Raw genomic sequence first — 19,032 nt, 5'->3', positions numbered from 1 at the left:
CTTCCCGTTCAGCTTGAGTTAAGCTGCCATATCTACAGTTTCAGCATATATTCATCGGAACATTTCCCTATGCGCGTACTCCTCGTAGAAGACGACGACGACCTCAGTGGCCGGATCGCGAACGCACTGAGGTCGGAAAATTTCGTGGTCGATGTTGCCCGTAATGGTGAAGATGCACTTCATGCCGGATTGACGGAAATCTTCGACGTGGCCGTGCTGGATCTTGGACTGCCCAAAATCGACGGTGTGGCGGTCCTGAAGAACTGGCGTGAAGCAGGCCGAAATCCGCCTGTTCTGGTTTTGACCGCGCGCGACGGGTGGCCGGATAAGGTTGCTAGCTTCAAGGCGGGAGCAGATGACTTTCTACCAAAGCCCTTCAAGATCGAGGAGCTTGTGTTGCGGCTTCGTGCGCTGGTCAGGCGCGCCGCAGGATACGCCTCCTCACGACTGAACTGTGGGCCTCTTGTCTTTGACGCACAACTCGGAACATTCGAGCTCGATGGCCTTCCCTTGAAGCTTACAGCACTGGAATGGCGAGTCCTGTCCTGCCTCATGCTGCGCAAGGAAACCATCGTTGATCGGCGCGAGTTGAACGAGCGGGTCTATGATGGTGACGCAGATGTCGATTCCAATTCCATCGAGGTCATCGTCGCACGGCTTCGCAAGAAGATTGGTCCAGAGTGTATCGAAACTGTCAGAGGCAGAGGTTACATGCTGACAGCGGCGGTGGCACGATAATGCTCAAAAACCTATATGTTCCCCACTCGCTCGCAGGACGATTATTGCTGTTTTCGGGCCTGTTCGTGACGGCCACACTGGTGGTCGCTTCGGTGGCTCTCTGGCTCGCATTGAAAAACGTCGTACGCGAGCAAATTGACCAGAGGCTTGATACGCAGATTGCTGCGCTCGCCAGCACAGTCAGCCGAGATCCGTCCGGGCAGCTTGCGCTGTCAACTCCCCTGGACGCCCCACCCTTTGATAGAAGCGGATCGGGCTGGTATTGGCAAATCGAGACAAGCAGGGACCGACTGACATCACGGTCACTGACCGAAAACAGCCTGAACGGGCTTAAAGGCAAGAAAGGCTTTCGCGAAACCATATCGGGATTGCCGTCGCCCGGCGATGCTGAGGATAAACACGGAAGGGCGTTGTACACGCGGCAGGCCACCCGCAACCTGAATGGTGACATTGTCACGATAACGGCAACGGCACCGTTCGGCGCACTCGTTGATCCAGCACTTCGGGCCCTGTTTTGGATGATACCCTGCATGCTTTTTTTGGGGATCGTGCTTCTGGCTGGCACGGTTTGGCAAATCCGGTTTGGGTTACGACCGCTGGCAACCATGGCAGCCGATGTGGATGCTATCAATCAAGGGGATTTGAAGCGGCTGCCGCGCCAAAAGTCGCCGGAACTCGCTCCCTTGGCAGAAAAGACCAACGCCCTTTTGATTGCCAATGAAGAAAGACTGACGGCAACCCGTCTGCAATTCGCCAATCTGGCACATGGCCTCAAAACACCTGTCGCCAGCCTTATGCTGGCGCTCGACAATGGAAATGACACTGATGGCACTTTACGCAAGCTCACAAGCCGTATCGACCAGAGAATAAAGCACCACCTCAACGCCGCGCGTCACGCTATGGGCGGGACCACCACGACATCCGGTGTCAATATTGCAGCTTGTGTCGCCGATCTTCACCGCGCGATCGGCTCCATTCATGCGGAGAAAGAAATTCGCTTCGATGTTGCCATTGACGACGCGCTGAAGGCGGCTTGTAACGAAAATGACCTGGAAGAAATGCTCGGAAATCTGATCGACAACGCGTTCAAATGGGCGTCCTCCCGCGTGCAGGTCGGTGCCCAACGTGATCGCTCTATTGTTCGAATCATCGTTGAAGATGACGGGCCGGGCATTCCCGAAGACAGAATGGAAGCGGTATTGCTTCCTGGCGTGAGAGAGGACGAACGCGTCGCAGGCAGCGGCTTCGGTCTTTCCATCGTCAGTGAATTGGCTGGTCTTTATGGTGGAACACTGTCTCTCGAACCCGGCACTCCGACTGGCTTACGAACAACCCTTGCTCTTCCGATTTCCACCCGATATGGGCCATGACCTACCGCAGACGCGAGGCGATTGGAACATACAAGCCGTTCGGCGCGTTTGGGTGGGTTGCACAGGAGGTCTCAATGAAAATTTCTACTGCCGCACTCTGCTTGATATCAGTCGGCGTTCTCAGCGGCTGCGTCGATGATCGCGGCTATCGCGGTGGCGGCTACTACTCTTCAAGCCGTTATGACCGTGGTTACGACAACCGCGGCGACTATCGTAATTACGACCGTGATTTTCGCCGCGACAGGAGAGGAAACTGGCGCGACAATGATCGCGACAGAAATAGAAACACCGATAGTCGGGTCATCTACGGTGTGATACAGCGTTAAACCGTCAATTTCCCCGAAGAGGCGGGCGAAAGCTCGCCTTTTTTTGTTTGACTACCAAAACAGAATCCAGCGCACGCCACTCTCGGAGTTTTTTTGATCGAGGCTGACAACGGGCTGTAGCCGTCGGTACGCACCTGCCATACAGGGGCAGTCACCCACTAGGAATGAACAATGGCCAAAATCAAACTGATCGTTCTTGCCGCTTACAAAGCCGACGATGAGGGTAACATGGTTGAGGCCTTCGAGCCGAGGCAGATGCCGACTGAAGAACGGGCCGTGCGCGAGGGCAAATCACTGTCCAGCCAATATGATGGCGTCATAGCATGGACGCGAGATGCAGACCCCGATATCGGGGAGTACGGCCCTCCGATCATCATATTCCAACACGGCGAAATTCCCGATATGGGATGACCGGCAATAAGGCACAGTGACTATTGAAGATCAGGCTTTCCATCGAACATGACAAGCGGCAAATAGTGATGCAGCTGACGCATCAGGACTAGGTCTTTACGGCGCGCGACGTTGGTCGGATAGGTCGGGCTGGTGCTCGACAGATCGATATCGGTGACCGCAAGCCCTCCATCGAGCACGATGGCTTCCTTCCTTGGAAAGGCAAAGGTATCCGGCCCGAATATGCCACTTAGGCCAGCCAATTTGTTTCCAGCGGTCTTGGTGTTGGAGAATGCGAAATAGCAGTTGTTTTCCCCGGCACGAACCCGGTAGTGGTGCCAGTGGACCGCGTCGGCGCCAGACGGGATCGGTTCAGGCTGTCTGACCGTGCTCCCTGGGTGACCAGAGTAAAATCCGTCAATGGTGCTTGAGGGGCAGCAGATCAGGTCGCAGCCTCTGAGGGCCAGAATGCGGCCAGCCTCAGGGAAGGCTGCATCGTGGCCTATCAGGACGCCCACCCGTCCCAAGGGAAGGTCGAAGACGCAGAATTCGTCCCCCGGCGTTGCCCAGGTCTTCTCGCCCTCGGTCAGGTGAATCTGGCGATAGGTGGTGGTGGGCATGTTCGGTCCGGCGATCATGGCGCTGCAGAACCGTTTGCCATCGCTTGCCTCGGCAAAGCCGGCGATGATGCAGATATCCAGCCGCTCGGATAGATTAGCGATCGCCTGTATCGCCGGATGTGAACTCGACGTGGCCGTTTCTCCGGTGTTTGTGAGACCGGTCAACGCAAACGCGGGGAAGACAATCAACTCTGCGCCTTGTGCCTTCGCGTCTTCGGCCAGGTCAGTCATCAAGATCAGGTTGGCGGTGATATCGGATGTCGGCGTGAATTCGCCAACGGCAATCCGGCCGACACGCCCGTCTGCGATAGGCCGATGCCCGTAAAGACGGAAGAATTCCCCCGGATTCCAGGCGAATGTATTCGTCATCAGGTCCATGTAGAGTTCGGGGCGGCGCTGGCGCATGACCGGCTCGCCCGCAACCTGCCGTTCGCGGGATCGTGCCGGATCGATTACACCATAAGCAACGCCGTCACCGTCGTCGACCACGTCCATGATCTCCGCCTCCGGCCCGATGATGCAGCTGCCACCGGAAAACTGGACGCCGCGCTCGAGGCCCCAGCGGTTGCTCTCCATCAGGTAGCAGCCGTTTTCGTAGGCCCGACTGATCCAGTAAGGTGCAGGTGTTCGTTCGGCAAGCCAGTTGGAAATGTGACAGATCACGTCTGCCCCACCGAGTGCGACCAGACGCGCCGTCTCGATGAAGTGGATATCCATGCAGATCAGCATCGCGATCCGGCCAATCCTCGTCTCAAAGACCTGATGGCCAAGGTCACCCGAGGCTGCCCATTTCGGTTCTGAAATATAGGGGTGTGTCTTGCGATGCACGCCGACGACGCCCTCCGGTCCGATCAACGCTGCGGAATTGTAGTAGAGGTTGGTCTGCGGATCGACTTCGGGAAGGCCGATGACGATATAGCAGCCGTATCGGCGGGCCAGTTCCAAAAAGCGGTCGGTGCTCTGCCCTGGAATCGTCTCGACAAAGCCGGAGACCTCTGCCCTGTCATACCAGCAATAGCCCGTGGTCCCCATCTCCGGTGTCGTGATGAGTTTGGCACCGGCTTTGGCTGCATTTTCGACCAGGGCGAGGAGCACGTCGATATTGCGTCTTTTTTCGCCGAAATGCGGCTCGAATTGCACGGCGGCGGCCTTGAACGGGGCGGTCATGGAGATCTCCGTTGGAGGTAGAATAGACCGCCCGGTTGTCGGGCGGTCACAAAGAACGGTCGATCAGGCCGCAATGCCGACGATCGATTTCAGCACCGAGGCGCCAACCGTGTATTTCGGGTCGACCATATTGCCGAGCCGCACGCGTCCGCACTGGGTCAGCAGCATGTATGCATCGATTTGGTCAAAGCCGAAGTCTGCCGCCATCCAGCGGATGAGCTCGCGATAGGCGCTGCGGGCCGCGTCCTCCATCGGGCGAGCGGAGCCGACAGTCATGTAGAAACGCTCGTTCTCAAGGCGTGGCGTCTTGATGGTCCAGCCTTTGATCAGGTCGATCTGAATGGTGGTAACCGTCGGGTGCTCAATGGCCACGCCGCAAAGTTCGCCGTCGCCTTGTGCGGCGTGGCAATCGCCGAGATAGAGATAGGCCCCCTTGGTATTCACCGGCAAATAGATCACGGTGTCGGGGCAAACGTCCGGCAGGTCCATGTTGCCGCCGTAATAGTCGGGAACGAGCGAGGAGATTGCCTCGATTTCCGGTGCCGTTCCGATGGTGCCGATGAAGGGCTCGTAGGGAAGCGTGATCCTGTCGCTCCATTTCACACCTGCGTCCTTGTCGACATCCACCTTGCGCACCCGCTCGGGAAGAGGCGCCGTCAGCATCGCCGTATCCGCTGTCGGAACAAGGCCGCCGAATTCCGACATGATAACGGTCGTTCCACGCGGCTGGGGTCCGCGCGGCACGATGCTCTTGATGTAAACCGCGAGGCAATCGCCCTTTTCTGCGCCGTTGACGTAGATTGGGCCGTTCTGCGGATTGAGGAACGGGAAATTGAGGACCTTGGACGGCATGTCGGTCTCGTTCTTGATCGCGCCTTCGAAGGCATCATGGGTCTCCGCAGAGACGATCGAACCCGGATCAACCTTGAGGATCGGTTCGACATAGGCGCCGTAGACGTAATGATACTTGCCTTGGCTTTCCTCTGTAATCGCGTAGGTTTCACCGGCTTTGCCCTTGGCGACGCCCTTGCGTGCCATGATGGTTTCGTCGAGCCAGGTCATAAGGTCCTCCTTTACGTGCTCAGTTTGATGTTTCGAGGTTTCACACAGCCAGGAAACGGCGGACCGCATCGCGGTCTTCGAGGGTTTCCGGCATGATCTCGTTGGTGATCCGGCCCTTGTCTATGACGTAGCACCGCTGCGCCATCGCGCGGATCATGTCGATGTTCTGTTCGACGAAGACGACCGTGATACCGGTGGTTCTGTTCAATTCCACCATGATCCTGGCGATGTCCTGAACGATGTTCGGTTGAATACCCTCCGAAGGTTCATCGAGAAGGATCAGGGCCGGATTGCCCATTAGAACACGTCCGATCGCCAGTTGCTGCTGCTGTCCGCCCGACATCGTACCGGCCTGCTGGTTGCGTCGTTCTTTCAGAATGGGAAAGTAGGTAAAGACCGCCTCGATCTGCTCGGCCGACGCGCGTTTCCCACTGATGGATTCGCCAACCTGCAGGTTTTCAATCACGCTCAGCCTTGGGAAGACATCGCGTCCCTGCGGAACATATCCGATGCCCAGCCGCGCCCGCTTATAGGCTGGCACGGTGTCAATCTGCTGACCTCTGAAGATCACCGAGCCCTTGTCGCGAGGCAGCAGCCCGATCAGGCTCTTCATCAGGGTCGATTTGCCGACACCGTTACGGCCGATGACGGCAACGATCTCTCCTTCGCGGACCTGGATATCGACGCCCTGAAGAACCGGCTTGCCTCCGTAACCGGACCACAGGCCGACCGTGTTGAGAAGGACTTCCTTACGCATGGGCATCTCCCAGATAGATTGCGGCCACGCGTTCATCCGCCACGATCTCGTCGATCGTGCCTTGAGCGAAGATTTTGCCAAAGTGTAGGACGGTAACCTTGTGGGCGATCTGGCGGACGAAGGCCATGTCGTGTTCGACGGCAAGCACCGTCACACCCTCACGGTTCAACGCCTGGACCATTTCTCCGGTCGCTGCCGTCTCATCCGCTGTCATGCCGGCTGTCGGTTCGTCGAGAAGCAGAAGACGTGGCTTCAGCCCGACCGCCATGCCGATTTCCAGCCATTGTTTCTGTCCATGGCTGAGGTTGCCTGCGAGCTGATAGCGCGCTTCGGTCAGCTTGAGGAATTCGAGCAGCTTGTCGATTTCCTCGTCCAGCGTCTCCGGCCGTCGATGGTGTTGCAACGCGATCTGAAGGTTCTGGCGCACGCTCAGAGCCTTGAAAATGCCGGGTACCTGAAATTTCACGCTGATGCCGCGGCGGATGCGTTCGAACGGTTTTGCCTTGGTGATATCCTTGCCCTCATAGAGGATCTGGCCGCTGGTGGGCAGATGTTCACCCAGAAAGAGCCGGAAGAGCGTGCTTTTGCCCGCCCCATTCGGACCGATCAGGCAATGGATTTCGCCTTCGTCCAGTGCAAAATTGACACCACCCGTCACGTGCAGGCCGCCGAACCATTTGTTGAGATCGCGTGTTTCAAGAATGGCCATGTTCACTTTTCTCCGGTCGACGCTTTTCGGCGAAACACCCTTGCAATCACTGAGCCAAGCCCGAAGACGAGGCCACGTGGAGCAACAAGGACGGTGAGCACCAGAAGAAAACCCATGACGACGAGTGCATACTGGCTTCCATGGATCGTGAGCGCCTGGAAGCCTGCAAGCACGATCAGCGTGCCGACAAGGGTGGTTGTCAGGTCGCTGCGACCACCCACCGCGACCCAGACGATCGGAAGGGCTGCTGCCGTCATGCCCATCGATGCAGGCGTGATGTAATTGCCCCAGGACGTGTAGAGAACACCGGAAAGACCAGCAAGGGCAGAGGCGATGACGAAGGTCACGAGTTGGTAGACACGAATGTCATACCCCAGCATTTCCGCCCGTTGCGGGTTTTCGCGGATCGCGACGAGGACGTTGCCGAAGCGAGAGTTCACCAGCATGCGCAGGCCAAGATAGCAGACGACGAGCAGCGCGAGCGTGAAATAGTAGAGCTGGATATCGGGAAACAGGACGATATCGCTGCCAAACCACGGGATGGTGAGCGACGGCATGCCGCCCATGCCGTTATAGCCGTTCAGCCTGACTGTGCCAATCTGCCATTCCGGCCCGGCTGTCTGGGCCATGAAGCGCTCAAGCACCAGCGTGACGGAGAGCGTCACGATGCCAAGGAAGACCCCACTAATCCGGCCAAAGAACAGAAAGTAGCCGAGAATGGCGGCGAGGAGCGCTGCGGCGACTACGGATGCGACCAGGGCCACCAGCGTCAGGCCATAGGCGTCACCGATATTGGTCGAAATAATGCCGTAGCTGTATCCCGCCACACCGAAGAAGGCGGTTTGGCCAAAGCTCAACGTTCCGCCATAGCCCCAGATCAGGCTGAGGCCGAGTGCCATGAAGACCCAATTGAAAAAATAGACGTTGTTGCCGACATCGTAGCCATCCGCAAACATCGGGTAAGCGCAGGCAAGTGTAAGGACGAGTAAGAAAACGGTCCAGAATGGTTTTCCCCGACCGAATGTCTGTGGTCCTTCCAGCAATCCAAAGGCCCTAGATAGGGCATTCTCTTTGCGCATCTGATCAGGCCCTCTCACGAAGGATCCAGCCGGAGATACCGCGCGGCAGGATGCGAATGACGATGATGACTGCGACCAGAAGACCGATCTGGCCCGCCAGTTGTCCCTGCCACGAGGTGAGGCCCGCTTTGACGGCACCCAGAACAAGGGCAGCAGGTGCGGTTCCGAGGAAGATGTCCGCTCCACCCACGACCACCGTCACAAAAGCCTCAACGACAAAGGCGCTTCCCATTGTCGGCACAAGCGTCATGGTCGGGGCATAGAGGCCGCCGGCCAGTCCGGCCAAAGCGGCGCCAAGACCGAATGTCAGACTGTAGACGAGGCCGGTGTTGACGCCGAGGGCTTGGGCAATATGCGGCACCTGGATCGTTGCGCGCGCCAGAACACCGAAGCGCGTCTTGGTAAAGCCGAGCCATAGAAGACCGAGCGTTGTCAGAGCCGCACCCATCAGAACCACGCGGTAGATGGAATAGGAATAGGGGCCAACGGCAAAGCTGCCGAACGGGGTGCCGGTTCCGGGCATGGTGGAGCCGAGCAGGATCAGCGTGCTCTGCGTAACGATCATGGATACGCCCCAGGTCGCCACGATCGTGTCCAATGGGCGATCGTAAAGGGGGCGTATGACGATCCGCTCGACCAGCATGCCGGCAACACCAGCGGCAAGGGCACCTGCAAGGACAGCAAGCGGCAATGGCAGACCTGCGCGGGCGCTGGCCGAGCAGACATAGGCGCCGCACATGATGAATTCGCCATGCGCGAGATTGATGATGCCCATCATGCCGAAAATGATGGCGAGGCCACAGGCGGACAGCACGAGAAAGGCGAAAGCATCTCCGGTCTGATAGAGAAAGCTGAAGAGTGTATAGAACACAGTCATAGGGAAAGACGTCCTTGCTGCTCGCCTTTTAGGAATGGCGACCGGGACATGGTGCCCCGGCCGATCCGGTGTCACTTGGCCGCAGGTGGCGGGCTGGATGGCGTATATTGTGCGCTCGGATCATTCTTCGTCAGGTCACAGCCCGCGTTCCCCAGCCAGTAAGGCTTGATGTCGTTCCAGACCTTCGGGAAGCTGATGGAGTGATCATCGTTGACCTTTGCCAGATAGATCGTGTGCGACATATGCTGGCTCTTCGGATCAAGGCAGACCTTGCCTTCAGGCGCGTCGTAGCAGACATCGCCCTGAGCGATAACCTTGCGCAAGTCGTCCTTCTTGGTGGACCCGCTGGCACGCTCGACCATCTGCTTGTACAGGTAGACGGCCAGATACGAGTTCTCCGCTTCCTGATTGATGTAGGGTTCGTTGGGGAACTTCTTGTGCCATCTCTCCACAAAGGCTTTCGACTGCGGATTGTCGACTTCCTCGATCCAGTTGACGGTCGCATACATGTTGGCAAGGCTCGGCGGCTTGAAGCGCTTGTGCTCGTAGCCCTGGCCGACATTGACGGACGAGGCCATGGGCTTGTTCACATTCGCCGCCGCAGCCTGCTCGTAATAGGACGCCTGCGCGGTGCCGACCAGAAGTGTGACGATGAAGTCGGGCTTGGCGGCCTGGATGTTCTGGATCGTCTGCGAGAACTGCGAGACGCCCAGCGGGACGAACTCCTCGCCAACCATTTCGCCGCCGTTTTCCTTGACGATGTTGCGGACCCATTCGGCGGATATCTGTCCGAAATTATAGTCCGCAGCGATGGTGTAGACCTTCTTGCCATAGGTCTCCATCATATAGGGGAGCAGGGTCGAGAACTGCTGTTCGGGCACGGCACCGGTGACGACCATGTTTGCGTCGCAGACACCGCCTTCATACTGATTGTTATAGAAGGCAAAGCCGTCGAACTGGTTGACGATAGGACGATACGCCTCACGAGACGCCGAGGAAAAGCCGGCAAAGACGGCATCGACCTTGTCGCGCTGAAGCACGCGGCGCATGAATTCCTGATAACGGGTGTTGTCGGACTGGGTATCGTAGATCACCAGCTCCAAGGGACGGCCGGCGATGCCGCCAGCGGCATTGATCTCCTCGGCCGCCAGCTGGATGCCGTGGACTTTTCCGATCGTGGCGGCAGCAAAGTCGCCGGATTGGTCTTCGAGTACGCCGAGTTTGATCGGTTCCTGGGCACGTGCCATGCTGGAGCAAAGCAAAATCAGGCCAAGCGCCGTCACGGCGCCGTTAAGCGTCTTCATCATTCTGTTCTCCATAGAGGTGGGTTGGCTACTCGGCGACGGCCTGCTTCTTGTCAGGTTCCGTGTCGTCAATGGTTTTCGTCGTGCATCTTTGAACGACGCTTTCACAGTAGGCTTCCAGACTGAGACGTGCGCGCATGCTGTCCCTGCGCAGCATGGCGAACGCTCCCTCATCGTCGAGGGAATGGGATTTCATGACCATTGTCACCGCCTTGATGACATGGCGTCGATCGCGGCGACGGTTTTCGAGATCCTGGATCGATGAGCGCAGGCCAGCCTTCTGCTCGAACGTGTTGATCGCAAGATAAAGAGCGGAAAAAATAGAGCCGCTGTGAACGGGCTTTGAAAGAAACGCGGTGGCGCCGAGCTGCATCAATGTGCGAAGTCGGCTTGGCGCTTCGATGCCGACCAGGCCGACGACGGGAATGTGCCTGAGCTCCTCAGCGCCGCCATGGGTCGTATCGGGAAAAAGGTTCAGGTCGCCATCGAGGAATAACACGTCACGCTGCGTCTCGGCTGTTTCGAGGACAAGACGGAATTCGTCGTTGCTCGACGAAAGCTGCTCTAGAGACATGCCAAGCCGTGTCACCATGGCAGTAATGGTATCGACGGCCCGCATGTCGTTGCTGAGGACGAGTGCGCGACGTTGCCGAAAATTCTGGACGTAACGGTTCGACCTCATGACACGATCCTTAACGCTGGACGACGGGACGGCGCTTCGCGAATGGCGGTGGAATTGATCAGATAAGGGTCCGGCGCAACGGGGCTAGCCGCATCGAACAGGACGTCGAAATGACCATCGTGGCGCGACAGCCCGATTCTCGGGGTTAGATATGTATGGAACGTATCGGGGTCGATCCTCACTTTGCCCTGCGGAGCGCTCAAATGCTGGCTGGCAGCACAGGTCTTGACGGCACGCATACCATCGGTGCCGGCATCGCGCAGAGACTGGGCAAGCAGGAACATCGCCACATAGGCGGCCTCAGCTTCGGCTGACGGAGCCTTCTCTTCCGGGAATGCGGCACAGTAATCACTGACGAACTGACGATTTCTGGCCGTGTCAATCGAGGCGAAATAGACGCTGGAGCTCAAGTGTCCATCGATCGCGCCTGGACCGATCCGGTCAAGTTCCGGCTCCGACAGGTTGCAGCTTGCGACCGGATAGCGTTTTGCCTGATCAATGCCACGTGCTTCACACGCGACCCGAAAGGCGCGGAAGAACGCGTACGCGGATTCACCAATGAGAGAATTAAAGACCATATCGGGATCGGCGTCCAGGATGGATTGGACAAGGAAATCGACATCCGTTTCGCCAACGGCAAGGTAACGTTCGCCAACAATCGACCCATGCCGTAAGGCAAGTTCCTCGCGCAGGACGCGATTGCTTTCCCACGCCCAGATGTAATTGGAGCCGACGCAGAAAATCCTGCGACCGATGTGACGCGTGGCATAATCGACAAGCGGCAGCATATGATGATTGGGGGATGCGCCAGTGTAGATGACGTTGGCCGAACTTTCAAACCCCTCATAGTGGGTGGGGTACCACAACAGCGCGTCGCGTTTTTCAAAAACGGGAATGACTTCCTTGCGGCTGGACGACGTATAGCAACCCACCACATGCTTCACCCCGTTGGCGATCATCGCCTCGGCGGCTGGCGCATAGGCCAGGGCGTCACCGCCCGGATCGCAAGCCACGGGCAGGAGTGTGACGCCAAACCCGCTATCCGCGTTGATCTGGTCGCAGGCGAGCATCGCGCCGTTTCGCATGGATCTGGCGACGGTCCCGTACGAGCCGGTTACGGAGAACAATATTCCAACTGGAAATGCGTTGATCATGTCGAGGCAGCCAAAAGTTGAAACCTGATAGCAAAAGCTACTGGCGGCGACGTTGCCCGAACGAAAAAAATGACAATAATGGCGCTTATTTGAGCATCCTTGCTCGCAGCCTCGAAATTAAGCTGACCTTTTGTTTCCCAATTGTCAAGTCACCGATTTCAACTTTTTTCGATGCGCTATTTGCCCTTGACGCTCTGTCCCGGCGGGTTGGATCCTATGCGCGTACAGGCGCTACGACGGCGACCTCGACATGGAGATGACAATGGATTTAGGATTGAATGGCCTGCGGGCTGTGGTGACAGGTGGGACGCGCGGCATCGGCTTGAAGATTGCCGAAACGCTTGCGGCGGAAGGTGTAAACGTCGCAATTTGTAGCCGGAATGCACAGGAGGCAACGGCGGTTGCTGCGGCCCTGGCCAATCCCGCTATCTCTACTTTGGGTAGAGCAGTCGATGTCGCGAATGGTGCCGCCCTGTCGGCCTGGGTGGACGAGGCCGCGACCGAATTTGGCGGCATCGACATCGTCGTCGCCAATGTCAGTGCACTGGCGGTCGGCAATGACGAGGCGAGTTGGCAACAGGGGTTCGACGTCGACATGATGGGGACGGTCCGGCTTGTCAATGCGGCTATGCCGCATCTGGAAAAAAGCAAGTTTGCATCGATCGTTACGATCGCGTCTGTGTCCGGCAGGGAGATTGATTTTGCCGCCGGTCCGTATGGTGCATTCAAGGCGGCGTTGACACATTACACCCAGGGCCTGGCATACGCGCTTGCACCAAAAAACATCCGAGCCAATACCGTGTCTCCGGGCAATACCTATTTCCCCGGTGGCGTTTGGGAGAGCATCGAGAAAAACAATCCAGAGCTGTTTTCGGCATCGCTTGCTTTGAATCCAACCGGACGAATGGCAACTCCGCAGGAGATTGCAAACGCAGTCGTTTTTCTCGCAAGCCCCGCCGCAAGCTTCATCTATGGGACCAACCTGGTGGTTGACGGTGCGCTGACCCGCGGCGTGCAGCTTTGATTGTCTCAGTCAATGACGGGTGCAACTGAGCGATCGTGAAAAACGTCTATCTGGTCGACAGCAAATCCTAAGCCTTACGACGTCGAACAGCCTGCGGGGTGTTGCCTGTCCATCCTCGAAAGGCGCGAATAAAGGAGTTTGCATCCTCAAACCCCAAAAGAAGCGCTATCTCTGCGCTGGACATCATCGTCTTGCGCAAATAGTGCTCCGAAAGCGAGGCGCGTACGGCGTCCAAAGTCAGTTGAAACGAGGTACCCTCCTGCTGCAGCCGACGCTGCAAGGTTCGTGTTCCAACGCCCAGCCTTTTGCTCACCGATTGCATGGATACATCACCTGCTGGCAGCGCTTCCAGAAGCGCACTTCTAACACGCTCGATCATGCTGGCGGTTCGGTCCAGATCTGCGAGCCTTTGGCGAAGAGAAGGCTCGAAAAACGCCCAAAGCTTGTGGTTTTCAGTGAGAAACGGCCGATTGAAGTCTTCGGCTCTAAAGACGATCGATGCGATCGGTGCTTCGGAAATGTGGATCCCGAAGAACGTTTCGTAGATGTTGGCATCCGTATTGGACAGGTGACTGACAGAGGGCCATGCGACCTTCATCGGCTTGATGGTGGAGCGCGTTGCAAGACGGCCAAGCTGGATGAAGAAAACCAGCTTGAAAGCCACGAACACTGGAGGTGGCGACGTTGTCTCGTCAAGAAAATCGATGCTGACAGTCGCCTGCGTCGATGTTCGCTCGACATTGATCTTCATCGGCGCGATTAGCCGCACATATTTCGCGATACGGTCGATCGCATCGCCAAGATTTGCGCTGCGCAGGGCAGCAAACAGCTCGGGATCGAACCAGTCTGTCGTCATCACCTTTGCTATTTGCAAGGGGGTAGGTAGGGACGCGTCGAGAGACTGCGCCTCGTCCTCGATGGCCACCCAGAGCTTGAAAAAATCTCCGGAATCGAGGCGCACCTGTTCGCGCGCGAAAAGGTCGCCTGGCAACTCCGCGCGGCGCAGAATGGGAGCCGCTGCCAGTCCAGCGTCCTGCATCAGCAGACGCCAACCCGGCCACACCGTATATGCCAATGTTGAACCTGAGCGGCCAACGGTCCCGATATCTACTGTGTCCATTGGACAATTCTACTCAGCAGATCATGCCAGCACAATCGCGGATGACGCCAATCTGTATCTCGATCGATCATGTTGTGCTGACCATCGTATTACGGCTTCCAATCCGTGAGATTGGCGTTATCCGTATTTTCTTTGGCATGTTTCGCGAGTGAAAAGGCTGTTGCTTTGTCTCATAGTCCTTCCACAAATATCAACCGCTGCCATGCGACTGGAGTAATGCCATGACCGAAACCGTTCTGATAACCGGTGCCTCATCGGGCTTCGGACTGATGCTCGCCAACAAACTTCACGCACAAGGGTTCAATGTCATTGGAACCAGCCGTGAGCCTGAAAAATATGCAGGCAAAGTTCCGTTCAAATTGCTGCATCTCGACATTGATGACGACACCTCGATTGAGGCGTTTCCCTCCGAACTCTTCCAACATGTAAAGCGGCTCGACGTGTTGGTGAACAATGCAGGCTACATGCTGACCGGTCTTGCCGAGGAGACGCCGATGGATTTGGCGCGCAAGCAGTTCGAAACCAACTTCTGGGGTACCGTGAAGGTTACAAATGCGATCCTGCCGCATTTCCGCAAGCAACGGTTTGGAAAGATCATCACCGTCAGCTCGATCGTTGCCCTGATCGGGCCACCTAATTTGTCTTTCTATGCAGCATCGAAGCATGCCGTTGAAGGTTATTTCAAATCGCTTCGGTTCGAGCTCAATCCGTTCAATATCACCGTCAGCATGGTGGAACCGGTGTGGTTCAAGACGAACCTAGCAAGTAATGCGATCAAAGCGACGGCAGGCTCGATATCCGATTATGACAGCTACCGGCGCAAGGCCAATCTGGCGACACAGAAAGGTATCGATGAGGCTGAAGCCCCCGATGCGGTTGTCGCCAAGATCAACGATCTGATCAGTGCAAAAGACCCGAAGTTCAGCAACCCGGTCGGCAAGATGGTTGGCATGTTTCTGTTTCTACAGAGTTATGCGCCCAAAATGTTCGAGGGTTCGATCCTCAAGAGTTTTACGAAAGCTGCTTGAGGTCGGTCTCAGCCAAATCTTTTCAAGCGTTTGGCCATGCCGACATTGGCCATGCGTCAATCTTTCCAATCCCAAGAAACCCTACAGCGGAGACATTTCCATGAAATACTATCTGTGCAAGTACATTCCGCCGCGTGCTGATTTTCTGGCGACGATGAGCGATGATGAAAAGACCTGGATGGGCCAGCATGGCGCATATCTGGACGAATTGCTCAACCAAGGAGTGGTCGTAGCACATGGTCCGGTTATGGATCCGGCTGGGGGCTACGGCGTGTCCCTTTATCGGATCGAAGATGATCAGGACATAGAGGCGATCACATCGCACGATCCAGTGGTCGCCAATGGCGCCGGCCATTACGAGCACTATTCGATGCTGCATTTGAAGGCACGCGACTAGGTTTACTGACCATCCCTGCGCATCGATGTGAACGGGACACCAGAGGCGCTACCCACCAAAACATCAGAACAAAACAATGACAACCGCCCTGTAGCCAGTGCCTCCAACAGCATCCGCACCGGCTACAGGGACGAGATCATTTCTCAATTCAGGGGCCTTTGGCGACATCAAGTGCTCGGGCTATGGCCGCGAAATAGATGATGTCAGCATGAAGAAATTCGTCAATCGCAAGCGGGGTGTCGTCACCAGTGCATGACCACCGGACGTATCATCGCCCCCGTTGCACATTCAATTCTAGTCGGAGCCATGCCTATGACGAATGACACCGAACGCCCTAGCATCGTGAAGAACAACGACGAGGCCGGTCTGGAAGAATGGCATAGCATTGTCACGCATAGAGATTGGGACAAGCTGCCCGCCCTCCTGACAGATGATGTCACCTACCATAATCCGGCGCAATTGGAGCCTTATCGCGGCAAGCAGGCACTCGTCGGCATCCTGCAACTTGTCTTCAGTATTTTTGAGGATTTTCAGTACCACAGACGCTTTCATGGACCCGAGGGTCATGTTCTCGAGTTCAGCGCACGCGTTGGCGATAGTCCTGTCTTCGGTATCGATATCGTTCAGTTCAACCCCGAGGGCAAAATGGTGGACCTTATCGTCATGCTGCGTCCGGTGGATGTTGTCGCAAAGCTCTGCAAGGAAGTGGCGCAACGCATGGCGGCGTCGGCCCAGCAGCGAAACAGTGACAGCAACAACGCGGTCGGTAGTCAATGACATCCAGAGAAGCAGGGCTTATGATCTGTGGGGCAATAAAAAAGATTGATAGTGGTGGAGGAGTTGCACAAGACGGGTCGGGAACCGGACATCGCCAGCGCAGCGACGGTCTCGATTGTTTCCTTGCCTGGCTTGCGAGCCCGTTGCGTGTAGCGTCTATCATTCCCTAAGGCAGCCGCCTTGCTTTGGCAATCACACAAGAGATATCCGCATCGACCGGACATGTTCTCGAGCTTGGTCCGGGAACCGGGGTCTTCACACGCGCACTGAAGGCACGTGGCGTCGCCGAGGAAAATATCGTGATGGTTGAAAGCGGCGTTGAGTTCATCGGCAGGCTTCGCCAACAGGTCCCGCAAGCGAAGCTTCTCAAAATGGACGCGGCAGCATTGCTGAATATAGATGTCTTCGGAACGTCGAAAGCTGGCGCTGTTGTCAGTGGATTGCCGCTTCTGTCGATGTCGCCGCGAAAGGTTGCTGCGATCTTGCGAGGAGCATTCAGGCAGCTTCGTTTTGACGGGGCGATGTACCAGTTCACTTATGGGCTTCGTTGCCCCGTTCCTCGCCGCTTGCTGGATCGGCTCGGGTTGAAAGCGACACGCATCAATACGACCTTCGCAAATTTCCCGCCAGCGAGCGTTTACCGGATCACCAAGCGCCAAGCGATCCGCTGAATCTCGTTTTCGACACGACATGATGTGAGGGTGCATCTACGGCATTGATCGGAACCATTTGCCTTGGACACGAAGAGCGATGAGGCCGACTCACAAACGGATCAAACGCGTCGGTTTCAGGCCGACGCGGATGCCAAAAACGTCTTGGCGAGCACTGTTGTTTTGTCCAATGTAAACATCGCCGACTTTGATGCGGTGTTCTATCCCGGCGGTCACGGACCTCTGTGGGATCTAGCAGGGGACAAGGTGTCTATCGCACTCATCGAAAAAATGTACGCAGCCGGAAAACCTGTGGCCTTTGTTTGTCACGCACCTGGCGTTCTGCGCCATGTCGTGGACGCAGACGGCAAGCCACTCGTGCAAGGCAAGAAGGTGACAGGATTTACCAACTCTGAAGAGGATGCGGTGCAACTTACCAACATCGTACCCTTCCTGGTCGAAGATATGCTGAAACAGAAGGGTGCGCTTTATTCGAAGATTGACGACTGGCAGTCCTATACAGTTCAGGACGGGTTGCTGATCACCGGACAGAACCCCGGATCTTCGGAAGAAACTGCCAAAGTTCTGATCGCAATGCTGACCAATCCGGCTTGATTGGCTTGAAGCGCTAACGATCTTGGGATTTGAACGACCGGGATGGGGAGTAAGCATCTTTCCCGGTCGCTGGCGCAATGCGCTAACGAAGCAGTCCATCCACATCAAACTGCTCCCAACCTCGAAGCTTTGAAGCCTCATCTGCGGCGCTGTCGCCCGTCTTTTTACGTCGCATGGAAGACTTCTTCTCGAGTGAGCGCCTGAGTTTAGCCTGATAAGCAGCCAGCTGCCTCTTTTCAGCTTTCGCCTCAGCGTCTTCCTCCCGCCATTGATCGACGGCATTCCGATCCAGAATATCTTCCACCACCTTGGGGTCAAAGACATGGAATGTGATCCGACGCGCCCGCCCGTTCAGTCTCACGGTTCTCGTCCCTGCACTTGGCAGACGATTGTCGGCAAGCCACCGATGCCGCTCGCTTGTCTTGATGGCCAGGATATCTTCGATTTCGCGCGGGATGACGGGCAGCGCCCCTGCCTCCGCCACCACCTTTGCAACAATCGCGGCAGCGGCATTGAAGACGGTCTTTTCGCTTGCGGCGATCGTCAGCGTGAGATCGACGCCTTCAAGTGAAATCGATTTTTTCGACACGATCGGCAGTCTTGCTTGTATTTCTTGGAGAATGCCTTTCGCGCGCACGGCCGAACCCATGGTGACATTGGCTGGCAGGGTCCATGTCCTGATCAGTTCGATGACATTTTTTTCACGCTTCGGCATGAGTCACAAATGGTGTTTCAGTTCGTTCAAATCAACGATCCTGCGAAGCGTTAATCATCGACATTGAACAACATACCGATGCACTTGGCGTGGGCATTGAACAGGATACTGCAGCTGACAAACTTGTCTGTGCTGAAGGACATTCGGTCGATCTTTTTTTCTCACCTGATCAAGCAATTTTTGATCCAGGCACAAGCTTGTGGCCAAGAATTCACGTGAAAGAGTGATGTCGAATGATGCAATTCAATCAATCTATACGCGTATATCCAGTATTGATTTGATAAATTTACTTTTTAGTTGAACATAAAATTACTATTTGGTAAATTTATTATAAAATAAGCACGAAATATCATCAAATACTTTTAAATTAATTATAAATAAATAGATGTCGAATATAGGTAAATACAACGCTCTGCAGGCTATTTTGTTTCCAGATTCGCGAGCAGCTGTAGATTATTCTCAGAGGTCTCA

21 protein-coding genes are annotated in these 19,032 nt (G+C 56.1%); 10 read left to right on the top strand and 11 right to left on the bottom strand.

Annotated features, from left to right (window positions below; translation table 11 throughout):
* Positions 1-69 precede the first annotated feature (69 nt).
* The 4 genes from RMR21_RS19975 to RMR21_RS19960 all read left to right on the top strand — a co-directional run bounded on the left by RMR21_RS19975 (position 70) and on the right by RMR21_RS19960 (position 2,845).
* Positions 70-738 carry a response regulator transcription factor gene (locus tag RMR21_RS19975; RefSeq protein WP_498671154.1) on the top strand — a complete coding sequence of 223 codons (669 nt, stop codon included), beginning with the start codon at positions 70-72 and terminating at the stop codon, positions 736-738.
* Positions 738-2,108, top strand: coding sequence for a sensor histidine kinase (locus RMR21_RS19970; protein WP_498671153.1), 1,371 nt, complete (start codon positions 738-740; stop codon positions 2,106-2,108). The genes RMR21_RS19975 and RMR21_RS19970 overlap by 1 nt, the downstream gene beginning before the upstream one ends.
* Positions 2,109-2,182: 74 nt before the next feature.
* Complete coding sequence (locus tag RMR21_RS19965) at positions 2,183-2,434, top strand: hypothetical protein (protein ID WP_498671151.1); 252 nt, start codon at positions 2,183-2,185, stop codon at positions 2,432-2,434.
* A 171-nt stretch (positions 2,435-2,605) separates the two neighbouring features.
* Positions 2,606-2,845, top strand: a complete 240-nt coding sequence (locus tag RMR21_RS19960; protein ID WP_498671150.1) for a hypothetical protein — start codon at positions 2,606-2,608, stop codon at positions 2,843-2,845.
* Positions 2,846-2,865: 20 nt separating this feature from the next.
* Here the strand turns inward: RMR21_RS19960 and RMR21_RS19955 are convergent, their stop codons facing one another.
* The 9 genes from RMR21_RS19955 to RMR21_RS19915 all read right to left on the bottom strand — a co-directional run bounded on the left by RMR21_RS19955 (position 2,866) and on the right by RMR21_RS19915 (position 12,235).
* Positions 2,866-4,611: a nitrilase-related carbon-nitrogen hydrolase gene (locus RMR21_RS19955; protein WP_498671149.1), complete on the bottom strand. Its 1,746-nt coding sequence runs from the start codon at positions 4,609-4,611 to the stop codon at positions 2,866-2,868.
* Positions 4,612-4,674: 63 nt separating this feature from the next.
* Positions 4,675-5,673: an acetamidase/formamidase family protein gene (locus RMR21_RS19950; RefSeq protein ID WP_498671148.1), complete on the bottom strand. Its 999-nt coding sequence runs from the start codon at positions 5,671-5,673 to the stop codon at positions 4,675-4,677.
* A 40-nt stretch (positions 5,674-5,713) separates the two neighbouring features.
* Positions 5,714-6,430, bottom strand: coding sequence for an ABC transporter ATP-binding protein (locus RMR21_RS19945; RefSeq protein ID WP_498671147.1), 717 nt, complete (start codon positions 6,428-6,430; stop codon positions 5,714-5,716).
* Complete coding sequence (locus tag RMR21_RS19940) at positions 6,423-7,139, bottom strand: ABC transporter ATP-binding protein (protein WP_498671146.1); 717 nt, start codon at positions 7,137-7,139, stop codon at positions 6,423-6,425. Before RMR21_RS19940 ends, RMR21_RS19945 begins: the two co-directional genes overlap by 8 nt.
* A 2-nt stretch (positions 7,140-7,141) precedes the next feature.
* Complete coding sequence (locus tag RMR21_RS19935) at positions 7,142-8,218, bottom strand: branched-chain amino acid ABC transporter permease (RefSeq protein ID WP_498671145.1); 1,077 nt, start codon at positions 8,216-8,218, stop codon at positions 7,142-7,144.
* Positions 8,219-8,222: 4 nt separating this feature from the next.
* On the bottom strand, positions 8,223-9,095 hold the full coding sequence (locus tag RMR21_RS19930) for an ABC transporter permease subunit (protein ID WP_498671144.1): 873 nt from the start codon (positions 9,093-9,095) through the stop codon (positions 8,223-8,225).
* Between the two features lie 71 nt (positions 9,096-9,166).
* Positions 9,167-10,342: an urea ABC transporter substrate-binding protein gene (locus RMR21_RS19925; protein WP_498671847.1), complete on the bottom strand. Its 1,176-nt coding sequence runs from the start codon at positions 10,340-10,342 to the stop codon at positions 9,167-9,169.
* Between the two features lie 85 nt (positions 10,343-10,427).
* The gene (locus tag RMR21_RS19920; protein WP_498671143.1) at positions 10,428-11,081 is read right to left on the bottom strand and encodes an ANTAR domain-containing response regulator; all 654 of its coding nucleotides are present in this window, start codon (positions 11,079-11,081) and stop codon (positions 10,428-10,430) included.
* A complete protein-coding gene (locus RMR21_RS19915) occupies positions 11,078-12,235 on the bottom strand; it encodes a transporter substrate-binding domain-containing protein (RefSeq protein WP_498671142.1) in 1,158 nt (385 codons plus the stop codon). The genes RMR21_RS19920 and RMR21_RS19915 overlap by 4 nt, the downstream gene beginning before the upstream one ends.
* 262 nt (positions 12,236-12,497) lie before the next feature.
* On the opposite strand from RMR21_RS19915, the gene RMR21_RS19910 reads away from it, so the two are divergent.
* On the top strand, positions 12,498-13,259 hold the full coding sequence (locus tag RMR21_RS19910) for an SDR family NAD(P)-dependent oxidoreductase (protein ID WP_498671141.1): 762 nt from the start codon (positions 12,498-12,500) through the stop codon (positions 13,257-13,259).
* 67 nt (positions 13,260-13,326) lie between these two features.
* On the opposite strand, the gene RMR21_RS19905 is transcribed toward RMR21_RS19910, so the two are convergent.
* Entirely contained in the window at positions 13,327-14,379 is a 1,053-nt protein-coding gene (locus RMR21_RS19905; RefSeq protein ID WP_498671140.1) for an AraC family transcriptional regulator, read from the bottom strand.
* Between the two features lie 221 nt (positions 14,380-14,600).
* Here RMR21_RS19905 and RMR21_RS19900 point away from each other — a divergent pair, with 221 nt between their 5' ends.
* The 5 genes from RMR21_RS19900 to RMR21_RS19880 all read left to right on the top strand — a co-directional run bounded on the left by RMR21_RS19900 (position 14,601) and on the right by RMR21_RS19880 (position 17,846).
* A complete protein-coding gene (locus RMR21_RS19900; RefSeq protein ID WP_498671139.1) occupies positions 14,601-15,407 on the top strand; it encodes an SDR family NAD(P)-dependent oxidoreductase in 807 nt (268 codons plus the stop codon).
* 100 nt (positions 15,408-15,507) lie between these two features.
* Entirely contained in the window at positions 15,508-15,804 is a 297-nt protein-coding gene (locus RMR21_RS19895) for a YciI family protein (protein ID WP_498671138.1), read from the top strand.
* 312 nt (positions 15,805-16,116) lie between these two features.
* Positions 16,117-16,581, top strand: coding sequence for a nuclear transport factor 2 family protein (locus RMR21_RS19890; RefSeq protein ID WP_498671137.1), 465 nt, complete (start codon positions 16,117-16,119; stop codon positions 16,579-16,581).
* Positions 16,582-16,766: 185 nt separating this feature from the next.
* Positions 16,767-17,252, top strand: coding sequence for a class I SAM-dependent methyltransferase (locus tag RMR21_RS19885; RefSeq protein ID WP_498671136.1), 486 nt, complete (start codon positions 16,767-16,769; stop codon positions 17,250-17,252).
* Positions 17,253-17,315: 63 nt separating this feature from the next.
* Entirely contained in the window at positions 17,316-17,846 is a 531-nt protein-coding gene (locus tag RMR21_RS19880) for a type 1 glutamine amidotransferase domain-containing protein (protein WP_498671135.1), read from the top strand.
* Between the two features lie 82 nt (positions 17,847-17,928).
* Here the strand turns inward: RMR21_RS19880 and RMR21_RS19875 are convergent, their stop codons facing one another.
* The gene (locus RMR21_RS19875) at positions 17,929-18,561 is read right to left on the bottom strand and encodes a hypothetical protein (RefSeq protein ID WP_498671134.1); all 633 of its coding nucleotides are present in this window, start codon (positions 18,559-18,561) and stop codon (positions 17,929-17,931) included.
* Between the last annotated feature and the right edge of the window lie 471 nt (positions 18,562-19,032).

The organism is Agrobacterium sp. rho-8.1 (genome assembly GCF_033957725.1).
Taxonomy (GTDB): Bacteria; Pseudomonadota; Alphaproteobacteria; order Rhizobiales; family Rhizobiaceae; genus Agrobacterium.
This window is presented reverse-complemented; position numbering and strand designations above follow the sequence as displayed.

Coding starts and splice junctions, on each gene's coding strand:
- RMR21_RS19975 (WP_498671154.1), top strand. CDS start 70: ATGCGCGTACTCCTCGTAGAAGACGACGACGACCTCAGTGGCCGGATC.
- RMR21_RS19970 (WP_498671153.1), top strand. CDS start 738: ATGCTCAAAAACCTATATGTTCCCCACTCGCTCGCAGGACGATTATTG.
- RMR21_RS19965 (WP_498671151.1), top strand. CDS start 2,183: ATGAAAATTTCTACTGCCGCACTCTGCTTGATATCAGTCGGCGTTCTC.
- RMR21_RS19960 (WP_498671150.1), top strand. CDS start 2,606: ATGGCCAAAATCAAACTGATCGTTCTTGCCGCTTACAAAGCCGACGAT.
- RMR21_RS19955 (WP_498671149.1), bottom strand. CDS start 4,611: ATGACCGCCCCGTTCAAGGCCGCCGCCGTGCAATTCGAGCCGCATTTC.
- RMR21_RS19950 (WP_498671148.1), bottom strand. CDS start 5,673: ATGACCTGGCTCGACGAAACCATCATGGCACGCAAGGGCGTCGCCAAG.
- RMR21_RS19945 (WP_498671147.1), bottom strand. CDS start 6,430: ATGCGTAAGGAAGTCCTTCTCAACACGGTCGGCCTGTGGTCCGGTTAC.
- RMR21_RS19940 (WP_498671146.1), bottom strand. CDS start 7,139: ATGGCCATTCTTGAAACACGCGATCTCAACAAATGGTTCGGCGGCCTG.
- RMR21_RS19935 (WP_498671145.1), bottom strand. CDS start 8,218: ATGCGCAAAGAGAATGCCCTATCTAGGGCCTTTGGATTGCTGGAAGGA.
- RMR21_RS19930 (WP_498671144.1), bottom strand. CDS start 9,095: ATGACTGTGTTCTATACACTCTTCAGCTTTCTCTATCAGACCGGAGAT.
- RMR21_RS19925 (WP_498671847.1), bottom strand. CDS start 10,342: ATGGCACGTGCCCAGGAACCGATCAAACTCGGCGTACTCGAAGACCAA.
- RMR21_RS19920 (WP_498671143.1), bottom strand. CDS start 11,081: ATGAGGTCGAACCGTTACGTCCAGAATTTTCGGCAACGTCGCGCACTC.
- RMR21_RS19915 (WP_498671142.1), bottom strand. CDS start 12,235: ATGATCAACGCATTTCCAGTTGGAATATTGTTCTCCGTAACCGGCTCG.
- RMR21_RS19910 (WP_498671141.1), top strand. CDS start 12,498: ATGGATTTAGGATTGAATGGCCTGCGGGCTGTGGTGACAGGTGGGACG.
- RMR21_RS19905 (WP_498671140.1), bottom strand. CDS start 14,379: ATGGACACAGTAGATATCGGGACCGTTGGCCGCTCAGGTTCAACATTG.
- RMR21_RS19900 (WP_498671139.1), top strand. CDS start 14,601: ATGACCGAAACCGTTCTGATAACCGGTGCCTCATCGGGCTTCGGACTG.
- RMR21_RS19895 (WP_498671138.1), top strand. CDS start 15,508: ATGAAATACTATCTGTGCAAGTACATTCCGCCGCGTGCTGATTTTCTG.
- RMR21_RS19890 (WP_498671137.1), top strand. CDS start 16,117: ATGACGAATGACACCGAACGCCCTAGCATCGTGAAGAACAACGACGAG.
- RMR21_RS19875 (WP_498671134.1), bottom strand. CDS start 18,561: ATGCCGAAGCGTGAAAAAAATGTCATCGAACTGATCAGGACATGGACC.